The organism is Photobacterium sp. DNB22_13_2 (assembly GCF_052873915.1).
Genome location: NZ_JBNNXU010000001.1, coordinates 409,883 through 427,134, shown reverse-complemented (window position 1 = coordinate 427,134; position 17,252 = coordinate 409,883). Strand labels below are relative to the sequence as shown.

The 17,252-nt window shown below is 47.5% G+C and carries 15 protein-coding genes; 9 read left to right on the top strand and 6 right to left on the bottom strand.

Annotation, left to right across the window (positions count from 1 at the left end; genetic code table 11):
- Positions 1-56: 56 nt before the first annotated feature.
- The 5 genes from oppB to ACVA58_RS01805 all read left to right on the top strand — a co-directional run bounded on the left by oppB (position 57) and on the right by ACVA58_RS01805 (position 6,255).
- Complete coding sequence (gene oppB / locus ACVA58_RS01825; RefSeq protein ID WP_446508752.1) at positions 57-977, top strand: oligopeptide ABC transporter permease OppB; 921 nt, start codon at positions 57-59, stop codon at positions 975-977.
- Between the two features lie 15 nt (positions 978-992).
- Entirely contained in the window at positions 993-1,904 is a 912-nt protein-coding gene (oppC, locus tag ACVA58_RS01820; protein WP_446508985.1) for an oligopeptide ABC transporter permease OppC, read from the top strand.
- Between the two features lie 71 nt (positions 1,905-1,975).
- Positions 1,976-2,941 (top strand): oligopeptide ABC transporter ATP-binding protein OppD, encoded by a 966-nt coding sequence (gene oppD / locus ACVA58_RS01815; RefSeq protein WP_446508751.1) that lies wholly within the window; start codon positions 1,976-1,978, stop codon positions 2,939-2,941.
- Positions 2,941-3,930 carry a murein tripeptide/oligopeptide ABC transporter ATP binding protein OppF gene (gene oppF, locus ACVA58_RS01810; RefSeq protein WP_446508750.1) on the top strand — a complete coding sequence of 330 codons (990 nt, stop codon included), beginning with the start codon at positions 2,941-2,943 and terminating at the stop codon, positions 3,928-3,930. Before oppD ends, oppF begins: the two co-directional genes overlap by 1 nt.
- Positions 3,931-4,143: 213 nt before the next feature.
- Positions 4,144-6,255: a methyl-accepting chemotaxis protein gene (locus ACVA58_RS01805; protein WP_446508749.1), complete on the top strand. Its 2,112-nt coding sequence runs from the start codon at positions 4,144-4,146 to the stop codon at positions 6,253-6,255.
- Positions 6,256-6,329: 74 nt separating this feature from the next.
- On the opposite strand, the gene ACVA58_RS01800 is transcribed toward ACVA58_RS01805, so the two are convergent.
- Positions 6,330-7,463: a ribosomal protein uL16 3-hydroxylase gene (locus ACVA58_RS01800; RefSeq protein WP_446508748.1), complete on the bottom strand. Its 1,134-nt coding sequence runs from the start codon at positions 7,461-7,463 to the stop codon at positions 6,330-6,332.
- A gap of 226 nt (positions 7,464-7,689) precedes the next feature.
- Between ACVA58_RS01800 and ACVA58_RS01795 the strand changes: the two genes are divergently transcribed.
- Positions 7,690-8,028, top strand: coding sequence for a zinc ribbon domain-containing protein YjdM (locus ACVA58_RS01795; RefSeq protein WP_446508747.1), 339 nt, complete (start codon positions 7,690-7,692; stop codon positions 8,026-8,028).
- A gap of 67 nt (positions 8,029-8,095) precedes the next feature.
- Here the strand turns inward: ACVA58_RS01795 and purB are convergent, their stop codons facing one another.
- From purB to ACVA58_RS01775, 4 genes are all read right to left on the bottom strand, one after another.
- On the bottom strand, positions 8,096-9,466 hold the full coding sequence (gene purB / locus ACVA58_RS01790) for an adenylosuccinate lyase (RefSeq protein ID WP_446508746.1): 1,371 nt from the start codon (positions 9,464-9,466) through the stop codon (positions 8,096-8,098).
- 109 nt (positions 9,467-9,575) lie between these two features.
- Complete coding sequence (gene hflD / locus ACVA58_RS01785) at positions 9,576-10,193, bottom strand: high frequency lysogenization protein HflD (RefSeq protein WP_255042066.1); 618 nt, start codon at positions 10,191-10,193, stop codon at positions 9,576-9,578.
- Positions 10,194-10,207: 14 nt separating this feature from the next.
- Positions 10,208-11,323, bottom strand: a complete 1,116-nt coding sequence (mnmA, locus tag ACVA58_RS01780) for a tRNA 2-thiouridine(34) synthase MnmA (RefSeq protein ID WP_446508745.1) — start codon at positions 11,321-11,323, stop codon at positions 10,208-10,210.
- Between the two features lie 255 nt (positions 11,324-11,578).
- Positions 11,579-12,220, bottom strand: coding sequence for a pseudouridine synthase (locus ACVA58_RS01775; protein ID WP_446508744.1), 642 nt, complete (start codon positions 12,218-12,220; stop codon positions 11,579-11,581).
- 142 nt (positions 12,221-12,362) lie between these two features.
- On the opposite strand from ACVA58_RS01775, the gene icd reads away from it, so the two are divergent.
- Positions 12,363-13,616 (top strand): NADP-dependent isocitrate dehydrogenase, encoded by a 1,254-nt coding sequence (gene icd / locus ACVA58_RS01770; protein ID WP_446508743.1) that lies wholly within the window; start codon positions 12,363-12,365, stop codon positions 13,614-13,616.
- A 288-nt stretch (positions 13,617-13,904) separates the two neighbouring features.
- Here the strand turns inward: icd and cspD are convergent, their stop codons facing one another.
- Positions 13,905-14,126 (bottom strand): cold shock domain-containing protein CspD, encoded by a 222-nt coding sequence (gene cspD / locus ACVA58_RS01765; RefSeq protein WP_446508742.1) that lies wholly within the window; start codon positions 14,124-14,126, stop codon positions 13,905-13,907.
- Positions 14,127-14,587: 461 nt separating this feature from the next.
- Here cspD and clpS point away from each other — a divergent pair, with 461 nt between their 5' ends.
- The gene (gene clpS, locus ACVA58_RS01760; protein ID WP_446508741.1) at positions 14,588-14,908 is read left to right on the top strand and encodes an ATP-dependent Clp protease adapter ClpS; all 321 of its coding nucleotides are present in this window, start codon (positions 14,588-14,590) and stop codon (positions 14,906-14,908) included.
- A gap of 48 nt (positions 14,909-14,956) precedes the next feature.
- Complete coding sequence (gene clpA / locus ACVA58_RS01755; RefSeq protein ID WP_446508740.1) at positions 14,957-17,221, top strand: ATP-dependent Clp protease ATP-binding subunit ClpA; 2,265 nt, start codon at positions 14,957-14,959, stop codon at positions 17,219-17,221.
- Positions 17,222-17,252: the final 31 nt, after the last annotated feature.

The window sequence follows — 17,252 nt, the reverse complement described above, 5'->3', positions numbered from 1 at the left end:
GGTATTTCACACCAGTATTAATTGACTGTCACAGACTAAAAAGAACGGTGGAGTTTATGATTAAATTCATCGCAAAACGGATTTTTGAAGCAATACCAACCCTGTTGGTGCTAATTACAATATCCTTTTTCCTGATGCGCTTTGCACCAGGCAATCCATTTTCCAGCGAGCGTCCGCTTCCTCCGGAAGTAATGGCTAACATTGAGGCCAAGTACGGTCTGGATAAGCCTGTATTCGAGCAATACACCACTTACCTTGGCAATATCGTGCAGGGTGATTTCGGTCCATCTTTTAAATATAAAGATTTCACCGTTAACGAGTTGGTTACCAAAGCCTTACCTGTTTCGGCGAAAATTGGCTTCTTTGCGTTTATCTTTGCATTGGTGATGGGGGTCACCGTCGGCACCATTGCCGCATTGAAACAAAATAGTTGGATAGATTACTGCATTATGTCGACGGCCATGGCCGGGGTGGTGATGCCGTCGTTTATTCTCGCCCCGGTACTGATCTATATCTTCTCTATTAACTTGGGCTGGCTACCTGCTGGTGGCTGGAACGACGGTGGCATGAAATACATGTTGTTGCCAATGATGGGTATGTCTTTGCTTTATGTGGCAACCTTTGCCCGTATTACCCGTGGTAGCATGATCGAAACTCTCAACAGTAACTTCATTCGTACCGCTCGTGCGAAGGGCTTGGGTTATGGCTACATCATCATCAAGCACGCCCTGAAGCCTGCATTATTACCGGTGGTTTCTTATATGGGGCCGGCTTTCGTCGGTATCATCACCGGCTCGGTTGTTATCGAAACCATCTTCGGCCTGCCGGGGATCGGTAAGTTGTTTGTTAACGCAGCTTTCAACCGTGACTACTCTCTAGTATTGGGTATCACTATTCTGATTGGTTCTTTGACCATTATCTTCAACGCCATAGTCGACATTGTTCTGGCGTACATTGATCCAAAAATCCGTTACTAAGGGGCCCAACCGATGATGCTGACAAAAAAAGAAAACGTAGAAGCGGTTGAGAATTTTTCCGAGCAATTGGAAATTGAAGGCCGAAGTTTGTGGCAGGATGCCCGTATCCGTTTTATGCGAAATAAAGCGGCGATGGTGAGCTTGACGATTCTGTCTTTGATCACCTTGGCGGTTATCTTTGGCCCGATGTTTAGTAACTATGCATTTGATGATACCGACTGGTACGCACTGCATGCCGCGCCAAGCTTCGGTGCTGAAGGTCACTTCTTTGGCACCGACAGTCTGGGTCGTGACCTGTTTACCCGGACGTTAGTCGGGGGGCGGATCTCACTGATGGTGGGGATCATGGGCGCATTGGTTGCGGTCCTGATCGGTACTCTTTACGGTGCAACCTCTGGTTTTATCGGTGGTCGTACCGACCGAGTAATGATGCGTATTCTGGAAATCCTCTACTCGATCCCGTTCATGTTCTTCGTGATCGTATTGGTGACTTTCTTTGGCCGTAACATCATGCTGATCTTTGTGGCGATTGGTGCAATTTCATGGCTCGATATGGCACGTATCGTTCGTGGCCAAACTCTGTCATTGCGCAGTAAAGAGTTCATCGAAGCGGCGCGTGTATCTGGTGTTAGCCAGTGGCGTATCATTACCCGCCATATCGTACCGAATGTACTGGGTATTGTAGCGGTTTACTCAACTTTGCTAGTGCCATCGATGATCCTGACCGAGTCATTCCTAAGTTTCCTAGGCTTGGGTGTTCAGGAGCCGATGACCAGCTGGGGGGCCCTGTTACAAGAAGGTTCCCAGACCATGGAAGTGGCTATTTGGCAGTTGATGTTCCCTGCAGCCTTTATGGTAGTGACGCTGTTCTGCTTTAACTATGTGGGTGACGGCTTGCGTGACGCACTGGATCCAAAAGACAGATAACAAGAAGACCTAGGCCTGCATACGCTGGAACGGTGGGCAGGCCAAAGGTAGATAGATTATAAGGAAGTACTATGAGCTTATTAGATGTCAAAGATCTACGCGTAGAATTCAAAACTCAAGACGGTATTGTCACCGCGGTTAACGATCTAAACTTTTCGCTCAACCAGGGTGAGACTCTGGGTATTGTTGGTGAATCCGGCTCAGGTAAGAGCCAGACGGTTTTCGCCATCATGGGCCTGCTGGCCAAAAACGGCATTATTGGCGGTAGCGCCAAATTTGAAGGCCGAGAAATCCTCAATCTGCCGGAAAAAGAATTAAACCGGATCCGTGCCGAACAAATCGCGATGATTTTCCAGGATCCGATGACTTCGCTCAATCCCTATATGAAAGTATGTGATCAGCTGATGGAAGTGCTGATGCTGCACAAAGGCATGGGGAAATCCGAAGCGTTCGAAGAAAGTGTTCGCATGTTGGATGCGGTAAAAATCCCGGAAGCACGTAAGCGTATTACCATGTACCCACACGAGTTCTCTGGCGGTATGCGTCAGCGTGTGATGATAGCAATGGCGTTGCTGTGCAGCCCTAAGTTACTGATTGCTGATGAGCCGACGACAGCACTGGATGTGACTGTACAGGCACAGATCATGGAACTGTTAAACGAGCTAAAAACTGATTTCAACACGGCGATCATTATGATCACTCACGATCTTGGTGTGGTTGCCGGTAGTTGTGACAAAGTACTGGTGATGTACGCCGGCCGTACCATGGAATACGGCAAAATCAATGAGATATTCTACAAGCCATCGCATCCGTATACCGAGGGGCTGCTCAGAGCGATCCCGCGTTTGGATACCGATGGTGAAGAGCTACCAACTATCCCGGGTAACCCGCCTAACTTACTGCGTTTGCCTGTCGGCTGTCCTTATCAGGAACGATGTCACCGTGCATCTAGCCGCTGTTCGCAAGAAGCGCCTCAATTGAAGGCATTTACTGAAGGTCGCTTACGCGCGTGTTTTTCTGATGTGGGGACGTGGTAATGGAAGCTCAAAAGAAAGTACTACTCGATATTCATGATTTGAAAGTTCATTTCAGTATTGCCCAGAAATCAGCATGGCCGTGGACAAAGCCAATGAGCCTAAAAGCCGTTGATGGTGTTGATATCCGCCTGTATGAAGGTGAAACACTGGGTGTAGTTGGTGAGTCAGGTTGTGGTAAATCGACCTTTGCCCGTGCTGTGATCGGTTTGGTTGAAGCAACAGATGGAAAGGTGGTTTGGCTCGGTCAGGATCTGACCAAGCTTGATCACAAAGCGATGCGTGAAAAGCGTAAAGATATCCAGATGATTTTCCAGGATCCGCTGGCATCACTTAACCCTCGTATGACGGTTGGTGAGATCATTGCCGAGCCTTTGAAAGCATATTTCCCAGAGCTTTCTAGCGATGACGTTAAAGATCAAGTTAAAGCTATGATGGCCAAAGTAGGTCTACTGCCTAACGTGATTAACCGTTACCCACATGAATTTTCTGGGGGCCAGTGTCAGCGTATCGGTATTGCCCGTGCTTTGATCCTTAAGCCTAAAATGATCATTTGTGATGAGCCTGTTTCAGCGCTAGATGTATCAATTCAGGCGCAGGTAGTTAATTTGCTGAAATCATTGCAGCAAGAAATGGGCTTGAGCCTAATTTTCATCGCTCACGATCTATCGGTGGTTAAACACATTTCTGACCGGGTTTTGGTTATGTATCTCGGCAATGCGGTTGAGATGGGTGAATCCGATGCATTGTTCAGTGAGCCAAAGCACCCTTATACCAAAGCGTTGATGTCGGCAGTGCCTATTCCTGACCCAGATTTGGAGCGGGCTAAGCACATTGAGTTGCTGGAAGGGGATTTGCCTTCGCCGATGAACCCGCCATCAGGCTGTGTATTCCGTACTCGCTGTCCTGTTGCGACCACAGAGTGTGCGAATAAAAAGCCAACTTTAACCGGCGATGAGGTTCATGCGGTTTCTTGTCTGAACGCTCAATAATTCAAGCCTGTGACAGGCTTTGGGCGCGGTGTAAAAGCCGCGCCTTTTTTATATGGAAGTATTGGTAAAAATGCCTATAAAATAAATACTTATGCTATTGATGAGAGTGTAACTAACATGTGACAATAAGCTGTCACCAATCATCGGGTTCTTGCTTGGATAGTGTGGAATCTGTTGGTGGTAGTGGAATAGCAGTAAAACAAGGATTGTTGTATGCGGTCATTATCCGTTAAATGGAAAATAGCCCTGATGGCCGGGCTAGGGTTACTGGCAACAGTAACTGTATTAACAGGCCTCTCTTTTTATTTTGCCTCCCAGAACCAGCAGCTCGTTAGCCAGCAGGTGTTTTCTACCCTCAGGACAAAATCACAACTTGTGGTGCAGGCCCAAGCCGAAAAGCAAAGTACCACCGTTCAGCAGTATCTTGATGAAGCTGCATACCGCGCCGAGATGCTGGCACAAAGTGTACTTTTTCTAAAATTGAATGCGGAAGAAAACTATACCAACAGCTCTGAACTGCGTGGTTCTATTAGCGAACTTCTTCGTCGATCCGTTAATGAGTTCGGTAATATTCATGGCGCATTTGTGGTGTTCAACCCCGATGCACTCGACGGTGAAGACAGCAACTATGTGAATGCTGATTATGTTGGTGCCAATGAGCAGGGACGTTTTTCGCCGTACTGGGCTAAGTCACCATTAGGCGAAGCCGAGCAATTTATATTCTCTGAACAGCAATTGCTTTCTAGCCAAACAGGCTGGTCACAATGTCTGAATCATTCTGCTGAGTTGTGTGTCTCCAACCCTCAATTGGCAGGGTTTGGTCAGCAAGCGCCATTAGTCAGTACGATAACAGTGCCATTAGATGTAAACGGTGAAGTTGCTGGCGTGATGGGGATTGATATCCGATTGGCTCCGCTACAGCCTCTGGTACAAGCCGTTGATCAAGGTTTGTTTGACGGTATCGGTAATGTCAGCCTGATAAGTCAGGATAATACGATTGTCGCGTGGGATCAGAGCCAAAACCGAATAGGCTTGAAGGTTACGCAAGCAGATGGCTTGCCTAGTGAATTAACACAGTGGCTGAAAAGTAGTGAAGAGCACATATTTTGGACCCCTGATGAGCAGTGGTTGTATGCCTACACGCCGGTTAGGCTGGGGCAGATTAGCTGGGGCATTATCATCCAGTTACCTGTTGAGCGTGTACTGGCCGAAGCCATTGCCTTGGACTCAGATATATCTCAGCAGCGTGAGCAGTCGACTTGGGTACAATTGGTGACCAGTTTGGCGGTTGCTATCGCTGGTTTACTGTTGATGGTATTTGTTGCCTCTCGCTTGGTCGCACCGATTCGCCATGTAGCAGAGCGGCTTGAAGATATAGCAACCGGAGAAGGGGATCTTACCCAACGACTACATGTCGAGCAGGATGACGAAGTTGGTCAGCTTGCACTGTGGTTCAACCGTTTCCTGGATAAACTTCAGGCGACAATCGGCGATGTTGTCATTGCCGTGAATGACGTTGGTACAACGTCAAAAGAAGCGGCTGAGGTGGCTAATCATACCCGAGATGGTAGCCAAGCTCAGTTCCGTGAAGTGGATATGGTGGCAACAGCCTCAGAGGAAATGGCGCAGACCGCTGAACAAGTTGTGGGTTATACCGAAACGGCAGTGGTTGCGGCAGGGCAGGCTGATAGCGCAGTGCGCGATGGTCATCAAGTGATCAAGCAATCTGCCACTTCGATGGATAACTTGGTAGTCAGAATGGAAAATGCCGTTCCTGTTGCTAAAGAGCTTGAAACCAACAGTGAAGATATCAACCAGATCCTTCAGGTTATTGAAGGCATTTCAGAGCAGACTAACTTGCTGGCATTGAATGCGGCGATTGAAGCAGCCCGTGCCGGTGAGCAAGGTCGTGGTTTTGCGGTTGTCGCTGATGAAGTTCGCCAGTTAGCAAGTCGTACACATGATTCGGTTGGCCAGATCCGCACCGTTATTGAAGTGCTGCAGCAGGGAACGCGCGATGTGGTTGTCGCAATTGAAGAGGGTAACCAATTGGCTGGGGAAACATCCTCCCAAGTTGGACAGGCAGTGATCAGTTTGGGACAGATCACCGAGGCGGTGGCCTCTATCCAGTCGATGAACGAACAGATCATGCACGCAGCTCAAGAGCAACAGGCTGTTTCTGCCGAGGTTAACCGCAATGTGTCGAATATTCGTGGCTTGAGTGAGAGTATTCTTGATCAGGCTGAAAAGTCGGCAGGGATAGGTGAACGGCTGGCTGAACTGTCCCATCACCAGCAATCGCTGGCTGGTCAATTTAAAGTCTAATTAAGTGCCTGACATCAATAGCTCACACAAACACCGGGTAATCACCCGGTGTTTTCATTTTGGACGTTTATTTCCTACTCATTGGGGTACCAGTAACCATGATTAACCAGTTGGGTTAGTAATGCGATAAAAGCAGGGTGATCAATGAGCTTACCCAGCAAGTCTTGGCTGACATCTTCGGCATCACACAAATAGCTAGCTGCGGTGCCACACTCTTCTGGTAGCTCATAGGTTTCGCCATTGATATACAGCAGGTGAGGCTGTTCTGGGTAGTAGAATGCACGCAGACCACCCAGTCGCTTGAGGTTTTCGCCACTTTCGAGGAACTGGTAGATCTCGGCCTGTTGCCACGGTGGCTCGGCAGCGATCACATCTAGCTCATGTCGGCTTTGGCTCAAGTGTTCACCCATCCATTTTTTCATCATGTCAGGGTGATCCAGCAGGCTACGCATCATGGCTTCCATATCGGCAAACTCGTTGGACAAAATAGCCCCAGGTGTCTTGCGTGCTGGTAGTTTTGGGTTGTGGTAATGGACATCACCCACTTCGTTGGCAATAACAAAGTCAGCAAAGCTGCTGAGCAATTCCTGCTTCTTCGGCGAGCGGAAGCCAATAGAGAAGCTCATCGAGGTATCGATAGCGTAGCCGTCATGCGGGAAACCGGGGGGAATGTAAAGAATATCACCCGGCTCAAGGATATCATCAATGATAGGATCGAAGCTTTTGATCTGGCGAAGTGCCGGATGACCAAATTCCTCTTCATAATCATCTTTTTTCGGGCCGACTCGCCAGTGGCGTTTCCCCGATCCTTGAACGATAAAGACATCATATTGGTCGATGTGAGCGCCAACGCCGCCGCCTGAAGTTGAGTAGCTGATCATCAAATCATCGAACAGCCAATTGGGCATTTGACGAAATGGCGTGACGAGGCGAGCAGCACCTTCGTGCCAATGGTTGGCTGCTTGAACGATGAACGACCAGTTATCTTCAGGTACGTTATCGAAGGTAAGAGGGCCGTGTTTTACATCCCACTCGTCGCCATGTTTGGCGATATAGCGGGAGTCGACTTCTTCTTCCATGGCAAGGCCTGCCAGCTCATCTGGGCTGATAGGATCGATAAAATCTTTGAAGCCACCTTTGATGATGGTCGGTTTTTTTTGCCAGAACTCGGCAAGGAATTCTTCGAAGGAGAAGGTGAATTGATACATAGGATTGCTTTTATATGCTGACTATTGTGTGAGGATTATACTCATAATTATGTCTCGGGTATGGCTTATTTGCGAGCAGCCTACGATAAGGTAGATACCACATCTGCAAATGACTGACTTCAAACCGGCACTTATTAGATATCCCAAAAACAAAGCGAATGTACGTGCGTAGGTCAAAAGGAGCCATTACCATATACGCCGGACTCATTGAAAGAAGTAGTTGTTTATGCCTTTTCCTCCTTGCCCCATGTGTAATTCTGAATACGTTTACCCAGATCAAAACCATCTTATATGCCCTGAGTGTTCGCATGAATGGAATCCGTCGGAAGCTTCTGGTGAAGAAGATGTATTGACCGTAAAAGATGCCAACGGAACGCTGTTGGAAGAAGGGGACAAAGTCACCCTAGCCAAAGATCTCAAAGTCAAAGGTAGCTCTATGGTGATGAAGATTGGCACTAAAGCGGTTATTCGTCGTATCGTCGAAGGCAAGGATCACCAACTGGATTGCAAAGTTGATAGTGCTGGCGAAATGATGGTTACAGCGAAGTTCGTGAAAAAATCTTGAATAGAAGATAACTAACAAAAAGGCCAGCAAAAGCTGGCCTTGAATTAAGCGGTAAATATCTTAGCGATTACAGTTGATCAGTTAGCTTAACTGCGTCACCGATGTAGTTCGCTGGTGTCATTTCTTTCAGGCGTGCTTTCTCGTGCTCTGGTAGTTCCAGACCGTCGATGAAGTTACGCATGCCTTCGCCGTCAACACGCTTGCCACGAGTTAGCTCTTTTAGCTTCTCGTAAGGCTTTTCGATACCGTAGCGACGCATTACTGTTTGCACAGGCTCAGCCAGTACTTCCCAGTTTTTGTCTAGTTCAGCTTCTAGTGCTGCTTGGTTTACTTCCAGCTTGCTAATACCTTTAAGCGTTGAAGTGTATGCAATGATTGCATAACCACAACCTACGCCTAGGTTACGCAGAACTGTTGAGTCAGTCAGGTCACGCTGCCAGCGAGAAACCGGTAGTTTCTGTGCTAGATGGCTGAAGATAGCGTTCGCTAGGCCAAGGTTACCTTCTGAGTTTTCGAAGTCGATTGGGTTAACTTTATGCGGCATTGTAGAAGAGCCAATTTCACCCGCAATAGTCTTCTGCTTGAAGTGGCCTAGTGCGATGTAGCCCCAAACGTCACGATCAAAGTCCAGTAGGATTGTGTTGAAGCGAGCGATAGCGTCGAATAGCTCTGCGATGTAATCGTGCGGTTCAATCTGAGTTGTGTATGGGTTCCACGTTACGCCAAGAGATTCAGTGATGAACTCTTCGCTGAACTGGTGCCAGTCAACTTCAGGGTAAGCAGAAATGTGGGCGTTGTAGTTACCTACAGCACCGTTGATTTTCGCTAGAATTTCAACGTTAGCAATCTGCTTGTACTGGCGCTCCATACGGTATGCAACGTTAGCCATTTCCTTACCCATCGTTGATGGAGAAGCTGGCTGGCCGTGTGTACGAGAAAGAAGTGGTACTTCACGGTATTCGTTAGCAAGGCCTTTGATCGCGTCGATAACGTTGCGGATTTCAGGCAGGATAACTTGCTCGCGCGCTTCTTGTAGCATAAGGGCGTGAGACGTGTTGTTGATATCTTCAGATGTACATGCGAAGTGAATGAATTCATTCACTGCGTGTAGCTCTGGTACTTCAGCGACTTTTTCTTTCAGGAAGTATTCAACAGCTTTTACATCGTGGTTAGTTGTGCGCTCAATGGTCTTGATACGCATTGCATCTTCTTCGCTGAACTCAGCTGCAACGCGATCTAGAAACGCATTGGCTTCAGCACTAAACGCAGGTACTTCCACGATAGCATCAGTAGCGGCAAGTTTTTGTAGCCAGCGGACCTCAACGATTGTGCGGTACTTTAGCAGACCATATTCACTGAAAATGCTGCGAAGTGAAATCGTTTTACTTCCGTAACGGCCATCTACTGGGGAAACAGCAGTCAATGCTGACAGTTCCATGTTGCTCTCTCCTGAATCAATTAAGATTTAAACAAGGTGTAACTTCCGCCCTTGCTAAGATATAGCTAGGGGATGAAAAAGTGCCAGCAATGCTGGCACTAAATATTTATTAGCAGCGTGCGAGCAAGATTTTTGCCTGCTCGACCATTTGCTTGCGTCCGAAGATCAAATGGCGGCGTTTGCCACCTACTTGGCGCCATAGTACCGCGGAGCGAATCGCGGCGAGGAGTAGGGCACGCACTTTGTGCTGCACACTCTGTTGCTGAAGTTGGGCTGGTGTGCCCGTTACTTGGATTCGAGGCCCTAGCGGGCTAATGATGTCCAGGTAAATGCTTGCCAGATTACTGATCATCTGGTCTTCCAGCAGTTCAAAATGATCCGTCTGGCGTTGAGCCGTACTGATACGATCACCCAACTGCGCCATGCTGTCTCGGCGGCTGTCCAGCTTACGTTCCAGCGCCATAACACTGACTAAGTAGCGAGTCATTTCATTACCCGAAGGCGTGTTATCAATCTCGGCTGCCAATGCTTCGAGACCTACCTTCAAATTGGCTTCGTTGCCAAAAATCTCAATGGTGTTCGACGGGTTGGTCGCCATGATACTTCTTAGGCTGGCTTCCAGTACGTCATGGTCACAATGGCCGTCTCGGGCAATTTTCTGAACCAGTTTTACTGCCTGGCAAATACCGGCAAAAGCAATGGTACGGTCATATACAGTGTGTGCCACGTGCCTCAACTCCCTTAGATACGCTTCTCAATAATACCGCCGCCTAGACAGATTTCACCGCTGTAGAATACGGCAGACTGTCCCGGCGTTACCGCAATTTGCGGTTCGTCGAAGATGACCTTGATAGTTTCATCATCAACCGGGATGACAGTACAAGGGATATCTTGCTGACGGTAGCGTGTTTTAACCGTGCACTTGAACGGTTCGCGAATAGGTTGGCGATCAACCCAATGTAGCTGAGCGGCAACCAAGCCATCTGATTTCAAGCGAGGGTGATCTTTACCTTGCCCAACAATCAGAACGTTACGTTCTACATCTTTATCGACAACAAACCACGGCTCTTCATTACCACCGCCACCTTTCTGGCCGCCGATCAGTAGACCTTTACGCTGGCCTAGGGTGTGGTACATCAGACCTTGGTGTTCGCCAATCACTTTGCCTTCGTCAGCTGTCTCAATATTACCTGGCTGTGCAGGTAGGTACTTGCTCAAGAATTCAGTGAACTTACGTTCACCAATAAAACAGATACCAGTTGAATCTTTTTTCTTCGCGGTGATCAGATCCTGCTCTTCTGCAATGCGGCGAACTTCTGGTTTTTCCAGTTCACCCACAGGGAATAGGCTGCGGCCAATTTGCTCGTGGCTCAAGGTGTACAGGAAGTAGCTCTGATCTTTGTTATTGTCGACACCGCGTAGCATTTTTGGCAGTTCACCTTCAGCGGTTGGGAAGCTGCGACGGGTATAGTGACCCATTGCAATGTAATCGGCTTCCAGCACTTCGTCAGCAAAGTCCAAAAATGCTTTGAATTTGATTTCTTTGTTACAAAGAATGTCTGGGTTTGGTGTACGACCTGCTTTGTACTCTGCTAGGAAGTACTCGAAGACATTGTCCCAGTACTCGGCCGCAAAGTTGATGGTGTGCAGGTGGATACCCAGTTTGTCACATACAGCTTGTGCGTCAGCGAGATCTTCGGCTGCAGAGCAGTACTCATCGTTGTCGTCTTCTTCCCAGTTTTTCATAAACAGGCCTTCAACTTGGTAACCCTGTTGAAGAAGAAGGTACGCGGATACCGAGGAATCTACACCGCCGGACATGCCGACAATGACTTTTTTCTGGCTGTTATCTGACATTTTACTCTTCAGTCGTTAATAAAAGTTAAGGTCGCGATTCTAACAGAAAGCTACAGGCCGAAACAGACCGAGAGCGGAATCACACTTTAATAATTTTACCGACTTCATTTCATTACTTGCGCAAACGTTTGCTTGTGGTGGCAATGATAGATGAGCGAGAGGCAAAAGTGTAGTGTTTTTAATGTTAATTTCGTAAAAGTGCAGCGTCAAAATGTGAAGTGTTTACCGGCAGCGAAATACTGCCAGTAAACCGGATCAAGAGCGACTAATTTGGACTTCTTTCCACTCGCCCGGGGCGAGGTCGCTGACTGTCCAGTCTGCCATCTGATAACGAATAAGGCGCAGGGTTGGATAGCCTAAATGGGCGGTCATTCGACGTACCTGCCGATTACGGCCTTCTTTGAGGGTTATCGCCAACCAAGTGGTCGGTATGTTTTTGCGTTCGCGGATTGGCGGAACACGTTCCCAAACTTCTGGGCTGTCGATCACTTCGACGCCAGCCGGTAGGGTCGGACCATCCTTTAAAGTCACGCCTCGGCGCAACTGTTCAAGTTCTTCCTCGTTAGGTGCTCCTTCAACCTGAACCCAATAGGTTTTTGGTTGCTTGGATTTAGGTTGGGTCAACTGCGCTTGCAACACGCCGTCGTTAGTCAGCACTAACAAGCCCTCACTGTCTTTATCCAGTCTACCTGCGGGATAGACATCTTTGACCGGAACGAAATCCGACAGGGTTTGATCTCCTGGCTCACCAGTAAACTGGGTGAGAACGTTATAAGGTTTGTTAAATAATATGATTTTTGTGGGGCCGCGAGGACGCCTTGGTTTATTGCGCATTCTTGATGGTCGGCGCTCATTATTGGCACGTTTGGGTTGACGCGAAGAGGTGTTTGGCTTCATAAATAGCGTGTTGTACAAGGGAAATGAAAATTGACAAGCCTATTATACTCGAAAAATTCCATGAGTGGCGTATCGATAAAAATTCAAGTATGATTTGCGCGCATCTTACAAAAAGATAACAAATGGACGCTAGGAGATTTAAATGGATAGTAAAGTAGTTGTACCAGCTGAAGGTCAGAAAATCACTCTGGATTCTGAAGGTAAACTGGTCGTTCCTAACAACCCTGTCATTCCTTACATTGAAGGTGACGGTATTGGGGTTGATGTAAGCCCTGCTATGATTAAAGTCGTTGATGCCGCTATCGATAAAGCGTATGGCGGTGACCGCAAGATTGCCTGGATGGAAATCTACACCGGTGAGAAATCGACGCAAGTATACGGTGAAGATGCTTGGTTACCGCAAGAAACCCTTGATTATATCCGCGACTACAAAGTTGCAATCAAAGGTCCTTTGACGACTCCTGTAGGTGGCGGTATCCGTTCACTCAACGTTGCACTTCGCCAAGAGCTCGACCTATACATCTGTGCTCGCCCAGTACGGTATTTCGATGGTGTACCAAGCCCACTTAAACGCCCTGATCTGACTGACATGGTTATTTACCGTGAAAACTCTGAAGATATCTACGCAGGTGTCGAGTTCCAGGCGGGTACTGCAGAAGCTGATAAAGTCATCAAATTCTTGCAAGATGAGATGGGTGCCACGAAAATCCGTTTCCCACAGCAATGTGGTGTCGGTATCAAGCCTGTATCTGAAGAAGGTACTAAACGTCTTGTTCGTGCTGCTATTCAGTACACTATCGACAACGACCGTGACTCGCTAACGCTAGTCCACAAAGGTAACATCATGAAGTTCACGGAAGGTGCCTTCAAAGATTGGGGTTACGAAGTGGCAGCGAAAGAGTATGGCGCTGAGTTGCTAGACGGCGGCCCGTGGATGACACTGAAAAACCCTAATACGGGTAAAGAAATTATCATCAAAGACAGCATTGCTGATGCATTCCTACAGCAAATCCTGCTTCGCCCTGCTGAATATGATGTCATTGCGACGATGAACCTGAACGGTGATTATGTGTCTGATGCACTGGCTGCACAAGTTGGTGGTATCGGTATCGCACCAGGAGCTAATATCGGTGATGGTGTGGCGCTATTTGAAGCAACACACGGCACAGCACCTAAGTACGCAGGCCAAGATAAAGTGAACCCTGGTTCGTTGATCCTTTCGGCTGAGATGATGCTTCGTCACCTAGGTTGGACTGAAGCGGCTGATTTGATCATCAGTTCGATGGAAGCGGCTATCAGCAACAAGACGGTGACTTACGATTTCGAGCGCCAAATGGAAGGTGCAACACTGCGTAAGTGTTCTGAGTTTGCTGATGATATGATTGAACAGATGTAATTCTGTGTCATCATTGCGATAAAGTAAGAAAAAGCCCAGCCAAGTGCTGGGCTTTTTTGTGCCTGTTTAATGCTATAAAGTTGGATAGTCATGAGGTGTTGTAATCGTCGTGTTAATTCTTGCGGGTGTTTTTCAGTGATGGGATATGCATTAATTATGCAGTTTCTTGCGAGGTCGAAGAGGGATGTTTTCTGGGGGAACATCGTGTTTTGTTGTATAGAAAGACAGAAGGTAATAAAAAGACGAGCAGTTGCTCGCCTTCAGAAAGAATCGTAAAGATGAAAGTGGCTATTTGATGGCTTCACCCTCAACTAGAACGATCTCCTTGGCATGGAACCCTTTAGGACCAGTCTCAACTGTATAGTTGACCTGCTGGCCTGCTTTAAGTGTACGGTAGCCATCCATCTGAATAGTTGAATAATGGGCGAAAATATCGCCTTCGCCTATTTCAGGGCAGATAAAACCAAATCCCTTAGCGTTATTAAACCATTTAACTGTACCTGTTGCCATGCTTACTTCCTTCTGTGCATTCAAGTTCCATTTTGCATTAGTCTGCTATCTCTTTTTAACATGACTTGCATACTAATGCTAATTTGATGCAGTTAATATCTACTACAAGTTACACTTTAGTAAAAAGAGTTGGGCAGTCAAGCTGGTTGCATAACATTTTGTTAAAATATGGTGCTACATTACGTTTTTCACGTTTTACTGCATTTTTTTGCTTTTTTGGTATATATCTTATGCAACATGTGGCGTTGTGGCGGTATCTCCCAGTTTGACTCAAAACGGCGGCAATTAGTCCGGATTGTCGGCTTAGTCATAGTCATCTCTGATTTGCTGGAATACAATGTGTGCATTAGTCTGAATATAGAGGTAGGGAAATGTTAGTCGGTTAAGCCATGTAAGCACTATTGAGTGATAACTCATTGTTTCTTGGTAGACTATTCCTACCGTACTGGTAAGTTAAGTTTATGAGTAAGTTATACGAGTGGATAATTCCTGACTCTGATGTTTTGGAAGAAGAGGAAGTCCAAGTCAAACCACCATCGATGTACAAAGTAATTTTGAGCAATGATGATTACACACCGATGGATTTTGTGATAGAAGTGTTACAGAAGTTCTTCTCCATGGATCTGGAGAAATCAACACAGTTGATGCTAACTGTGCATTACGAGGGGAAAGCGGTGTGCGGAACCTTCACCGCCGAGGTTGCCGAAACGAAGGTAGCCCAGGTGATGATGTATGCGAGGGAGCATGAACATCCGCTACTGTGTACGAAGGAAAAGGCTTAGTCTTTTTCCGGCACGCCATAATTGAGTGGTATTTAGGGGAGGTGCCTTATGCTAAATAAAGAACTTGAAGCGAGCTTGAATGCTGCTTTTGCGCGAGCGAGAGAGAAACGTCATGAGTTTATGACGGTTGAACATCTGCTGTTGGCATTATTGGAAAACCCAGCAGCACAGGAGGCCTTACTGGCTTGCCGAGCTAATCTGGATACGCTACGCAAAGAGCTTGATTCGTTTATTGAACAAACGACGCCACTGATCCCAGTGGATGATGAAAGCAGGGAAACTCAGCCTACACTCAGCTTCCAGCGTGTATTACAACGCGCTGTATTTCATGTTCAGTCTTCTGGTCGCAGCGAAGTGACTGGAGCCAACGTACTGGTTGCTATTTTCAGCGAGCAGGAATCCCATGCGGCTTACTTGCTTAAGAAAAGTGATATCAGCCGTTTGGATGTCGTTAATTTCATTTCACACGGAACGGTCAAAGACAGCGACAACGACGATATCAACGGCCCAGAAGTTGGGGGCGAAGAGCCACGTGCAGAGCAGAACTCGGAAGATAAACTCGAGAACTTTGCGACTAACCTCAACCAACTTGCCCGTGCTGGTGGGGTTGATCCGCTAATTGGCCGTGATACTGAGCTCGAGCGAACGGTGCAGGTATTGTGCCGCCGTCGTAAGAATAATCCATTATTGGTCGGTGAAGCGGGTGTAGGTAAGACCGCGATTGCTGAAGGTCTGGCATGGCGTATTGTTGAAGGCCAAGTACCTGATGTTATCAAAGATTGTGTTATTTACTCTCTGGATATCGGTTCACTGCTGGCTGGAACCAAATACCGAGGTGACTTCGAGAAGCGTTTCAAGGCGATTCTGAAGCAGCTTGAGAAAGAAGATCAAGCCATCCTGTTCATTGATGAAATCCACACTATCATTGGTGCGGGTGCAGCTTCCGGTGGTCAGGTCGATGCGGCTAACTTGATTAAGCCTTTGCTGAGCAATGGTAAGCTGCGTTGTATGGGGTCGACGACGTATCAGGAATACAGCAACATTTTCGAGAAAGAACGTGCCTTGTCACGTCGTTTCCAGAAAATTGATATTATCGAGCCATCGCTCGACGATACAACCAAGATCCTGATGGGCTTGAAGCCGAAGTACGAAGCGCACCATGAAGTTCGTTTTACCAACAAGGCTATTCGTGCGGCTGTCGAGTTATCAGCTAAGTATATCAATGAGCGTCACTTGCCAGATAAAGCCATTGACGTGATCGATGAAGCGGGTGCCCGCTGTCGTTTGGCACCGGCCAGCCGTCGTAAGAAAACCGTTAATGTCAGTGATATCGAGGCGATGATTGCCAAGATGGCACGTATCCCTGAAAAGTCGGTTTCTTCCAGTGATCGTGATGTGTTGCAGAAGCTCGATAACAAGCTCAAGATGCTGGTGTTCGGTCAGGACCCGGCTATCGATGTCCTTACCGAGGCCATTAAGCTAAGCCGTGCAGGACTGGGTGCCGAAAATAAACCTGTGGGTTCATTCCTGTTTGCTGGCCCGACGGGCGTAGGTAAGACAGAGGTGACGGTACAGCTAGCTCGTACGCTGGGTATTGAACTGCTTCGCTTTGATATGTCCGAGTACATGGAGCGTCATACGGTGAGCCGTTTGATTGGTGCGCCTCCGGGCTATGTGGGCTACGATCAGGGCGGTTTGTTAACTGATGCCGTGATCAAAAATCCACATTCGGTTGTACTTCTAGATGAAATCGAGAAAGCCCACCCGGATGTCTTTAACTTGCTACTCCAGGTGATGGATAACGGTACGCTAACGGATAATAACGGTCGCAAGGCGGATTTCCGTAATGTGATTTTGGTGATGACTACCAATGCCGGTGTTACCGAGACCGTCCGCAAGTCGATCGGTTTGATCCAGCAGGATCACAGCCTTGATGCTATGGGCGAAATCAAACGCGTCTTCACACCTGAATTCCGTAACCGCCTAGATGGCATTATTTGGTTTAACCACCTTGAGAAAGATGTGATTTCTCTGGTGGTCGATAAGTTCATTGTCGAACTGCAGGCCCAGTTGGATGCTCGCGGTGTATCGATGGAAGTATCGTCGAAAGCCCGTGAGTGGTTGGCCAATAAAGGTTATGACAAGGCTATGGGCGCGCGCCCAATGGCCCGCGTGATTCAGGATAATCTGAAGAAGCCTATGGCAAACGAGTTGTTATTTGGTAGCTTGGTCAATGGTGGTTCGGTGCGCGTAAATATCGTTAACGATGAATTGGACTTCCAGTTCAGTAGCGATCTCGAACCTGCCCACTAAAATCACAGCATATTTAGCTCTGATATAAAAT

Excerpts from the sequence above, each read along its gene's own strand:
- oppB (WP_446508752.1), top strand. The coding sequence starts at position 57 with ATGATTAAATTCATCGCAAAACGGATTTTTGAAGCAATACCAACCCTG.
- oppC (WP_446508985.1), top strand. The coding sequence starts at position 993 with ATGCTGACAAAAAAAGAAAACGTAGAAGCGGTTGAGAATTTTTCCGAG.
- oppD (WP_446508751.1), top strand. The coding sequence starts at position 1,976 with ATGAGCTTATTAGATGTCAAAGATCTACGCGTAGAATTCAAAACTCAA.
- oppF (WP_446508750.1), top strand. The coding sequence starts at position 2,941 with ATGGAAGCTCAAAAGAAAGTACTACTCGATATTCATGATTTGAAAGTT.
- ACVA58_RS01805 (WP_446508749.1), top strand. The coding sequence starts at position 4,144 with ATGCGGTCATTATCCGTTAAATGGAAAATAGCCCTGATGGCCGGGCTA.
- ACVA58_RS01800 (WP_446508748.1), bottom strand. The coding sequence starts at position 7,463 with ATGTATCAATTCACCTTCTCCTTCGAAGAATTCCTTGCCGAGTTCTGG.
- ACVA58_RS01795 (WP_446508747.1), top strand. The coding sequence starts at position 7,690 with ATGCCTTTTCCTCCTTGCCCCATGTGTAATTCTGAATACGTTTACCCA.
- purB (WP_446508746.1), bottom strand. The coding sequence starts at position 9,466 with ATGGAACTGTCAGCATTGACTGCTGTTTCCCCAGTAGATGGCCGTTAC.
- mnmA (WP_446508745.1), bottom strand. The coding sequence starts at position 11,323 with ATGTCAGATAACAGCCAGAAAAAAGTCATTGTCGGCATGTCCGGCGGT.
- ACVA58_RS01775 (WP_446508744.1), bottom strand. The coding sequence starts at position 12,220 with ATGAAGCCAAACACCTCTTCGCGTCAACCCAAACGTGCCAATAATGAG.
- icd (WP_446508743.1), top strand. The coding sequence starts at position 12,363 with ATGGATAGTAAAGTAGTTGTACCAGCTGAAGGTCAGAAAATCACTCTG.
- cspD (WP_446508742.1), bottom strand. The coding sequence starts at position 14,126 with ATGGCAACAGGTACAGTTAAATGGTTTAATAACGCTAAGGGATTTGGT.
- clpS (WP_446508741.1), top strand. The coding sequence starts at position 14,588 with ATGAGTAAGTTATACGAGTGGATAATTCCTGACTCTGATGTTTTGGAA.
- clpA (WP_446508740.1), top strand. The coding sequence starts at position 14,957 with ATGCTAAATAAAGAACTTGAAGCGAGCTTGAATGCTGCTTTTGCGCGA.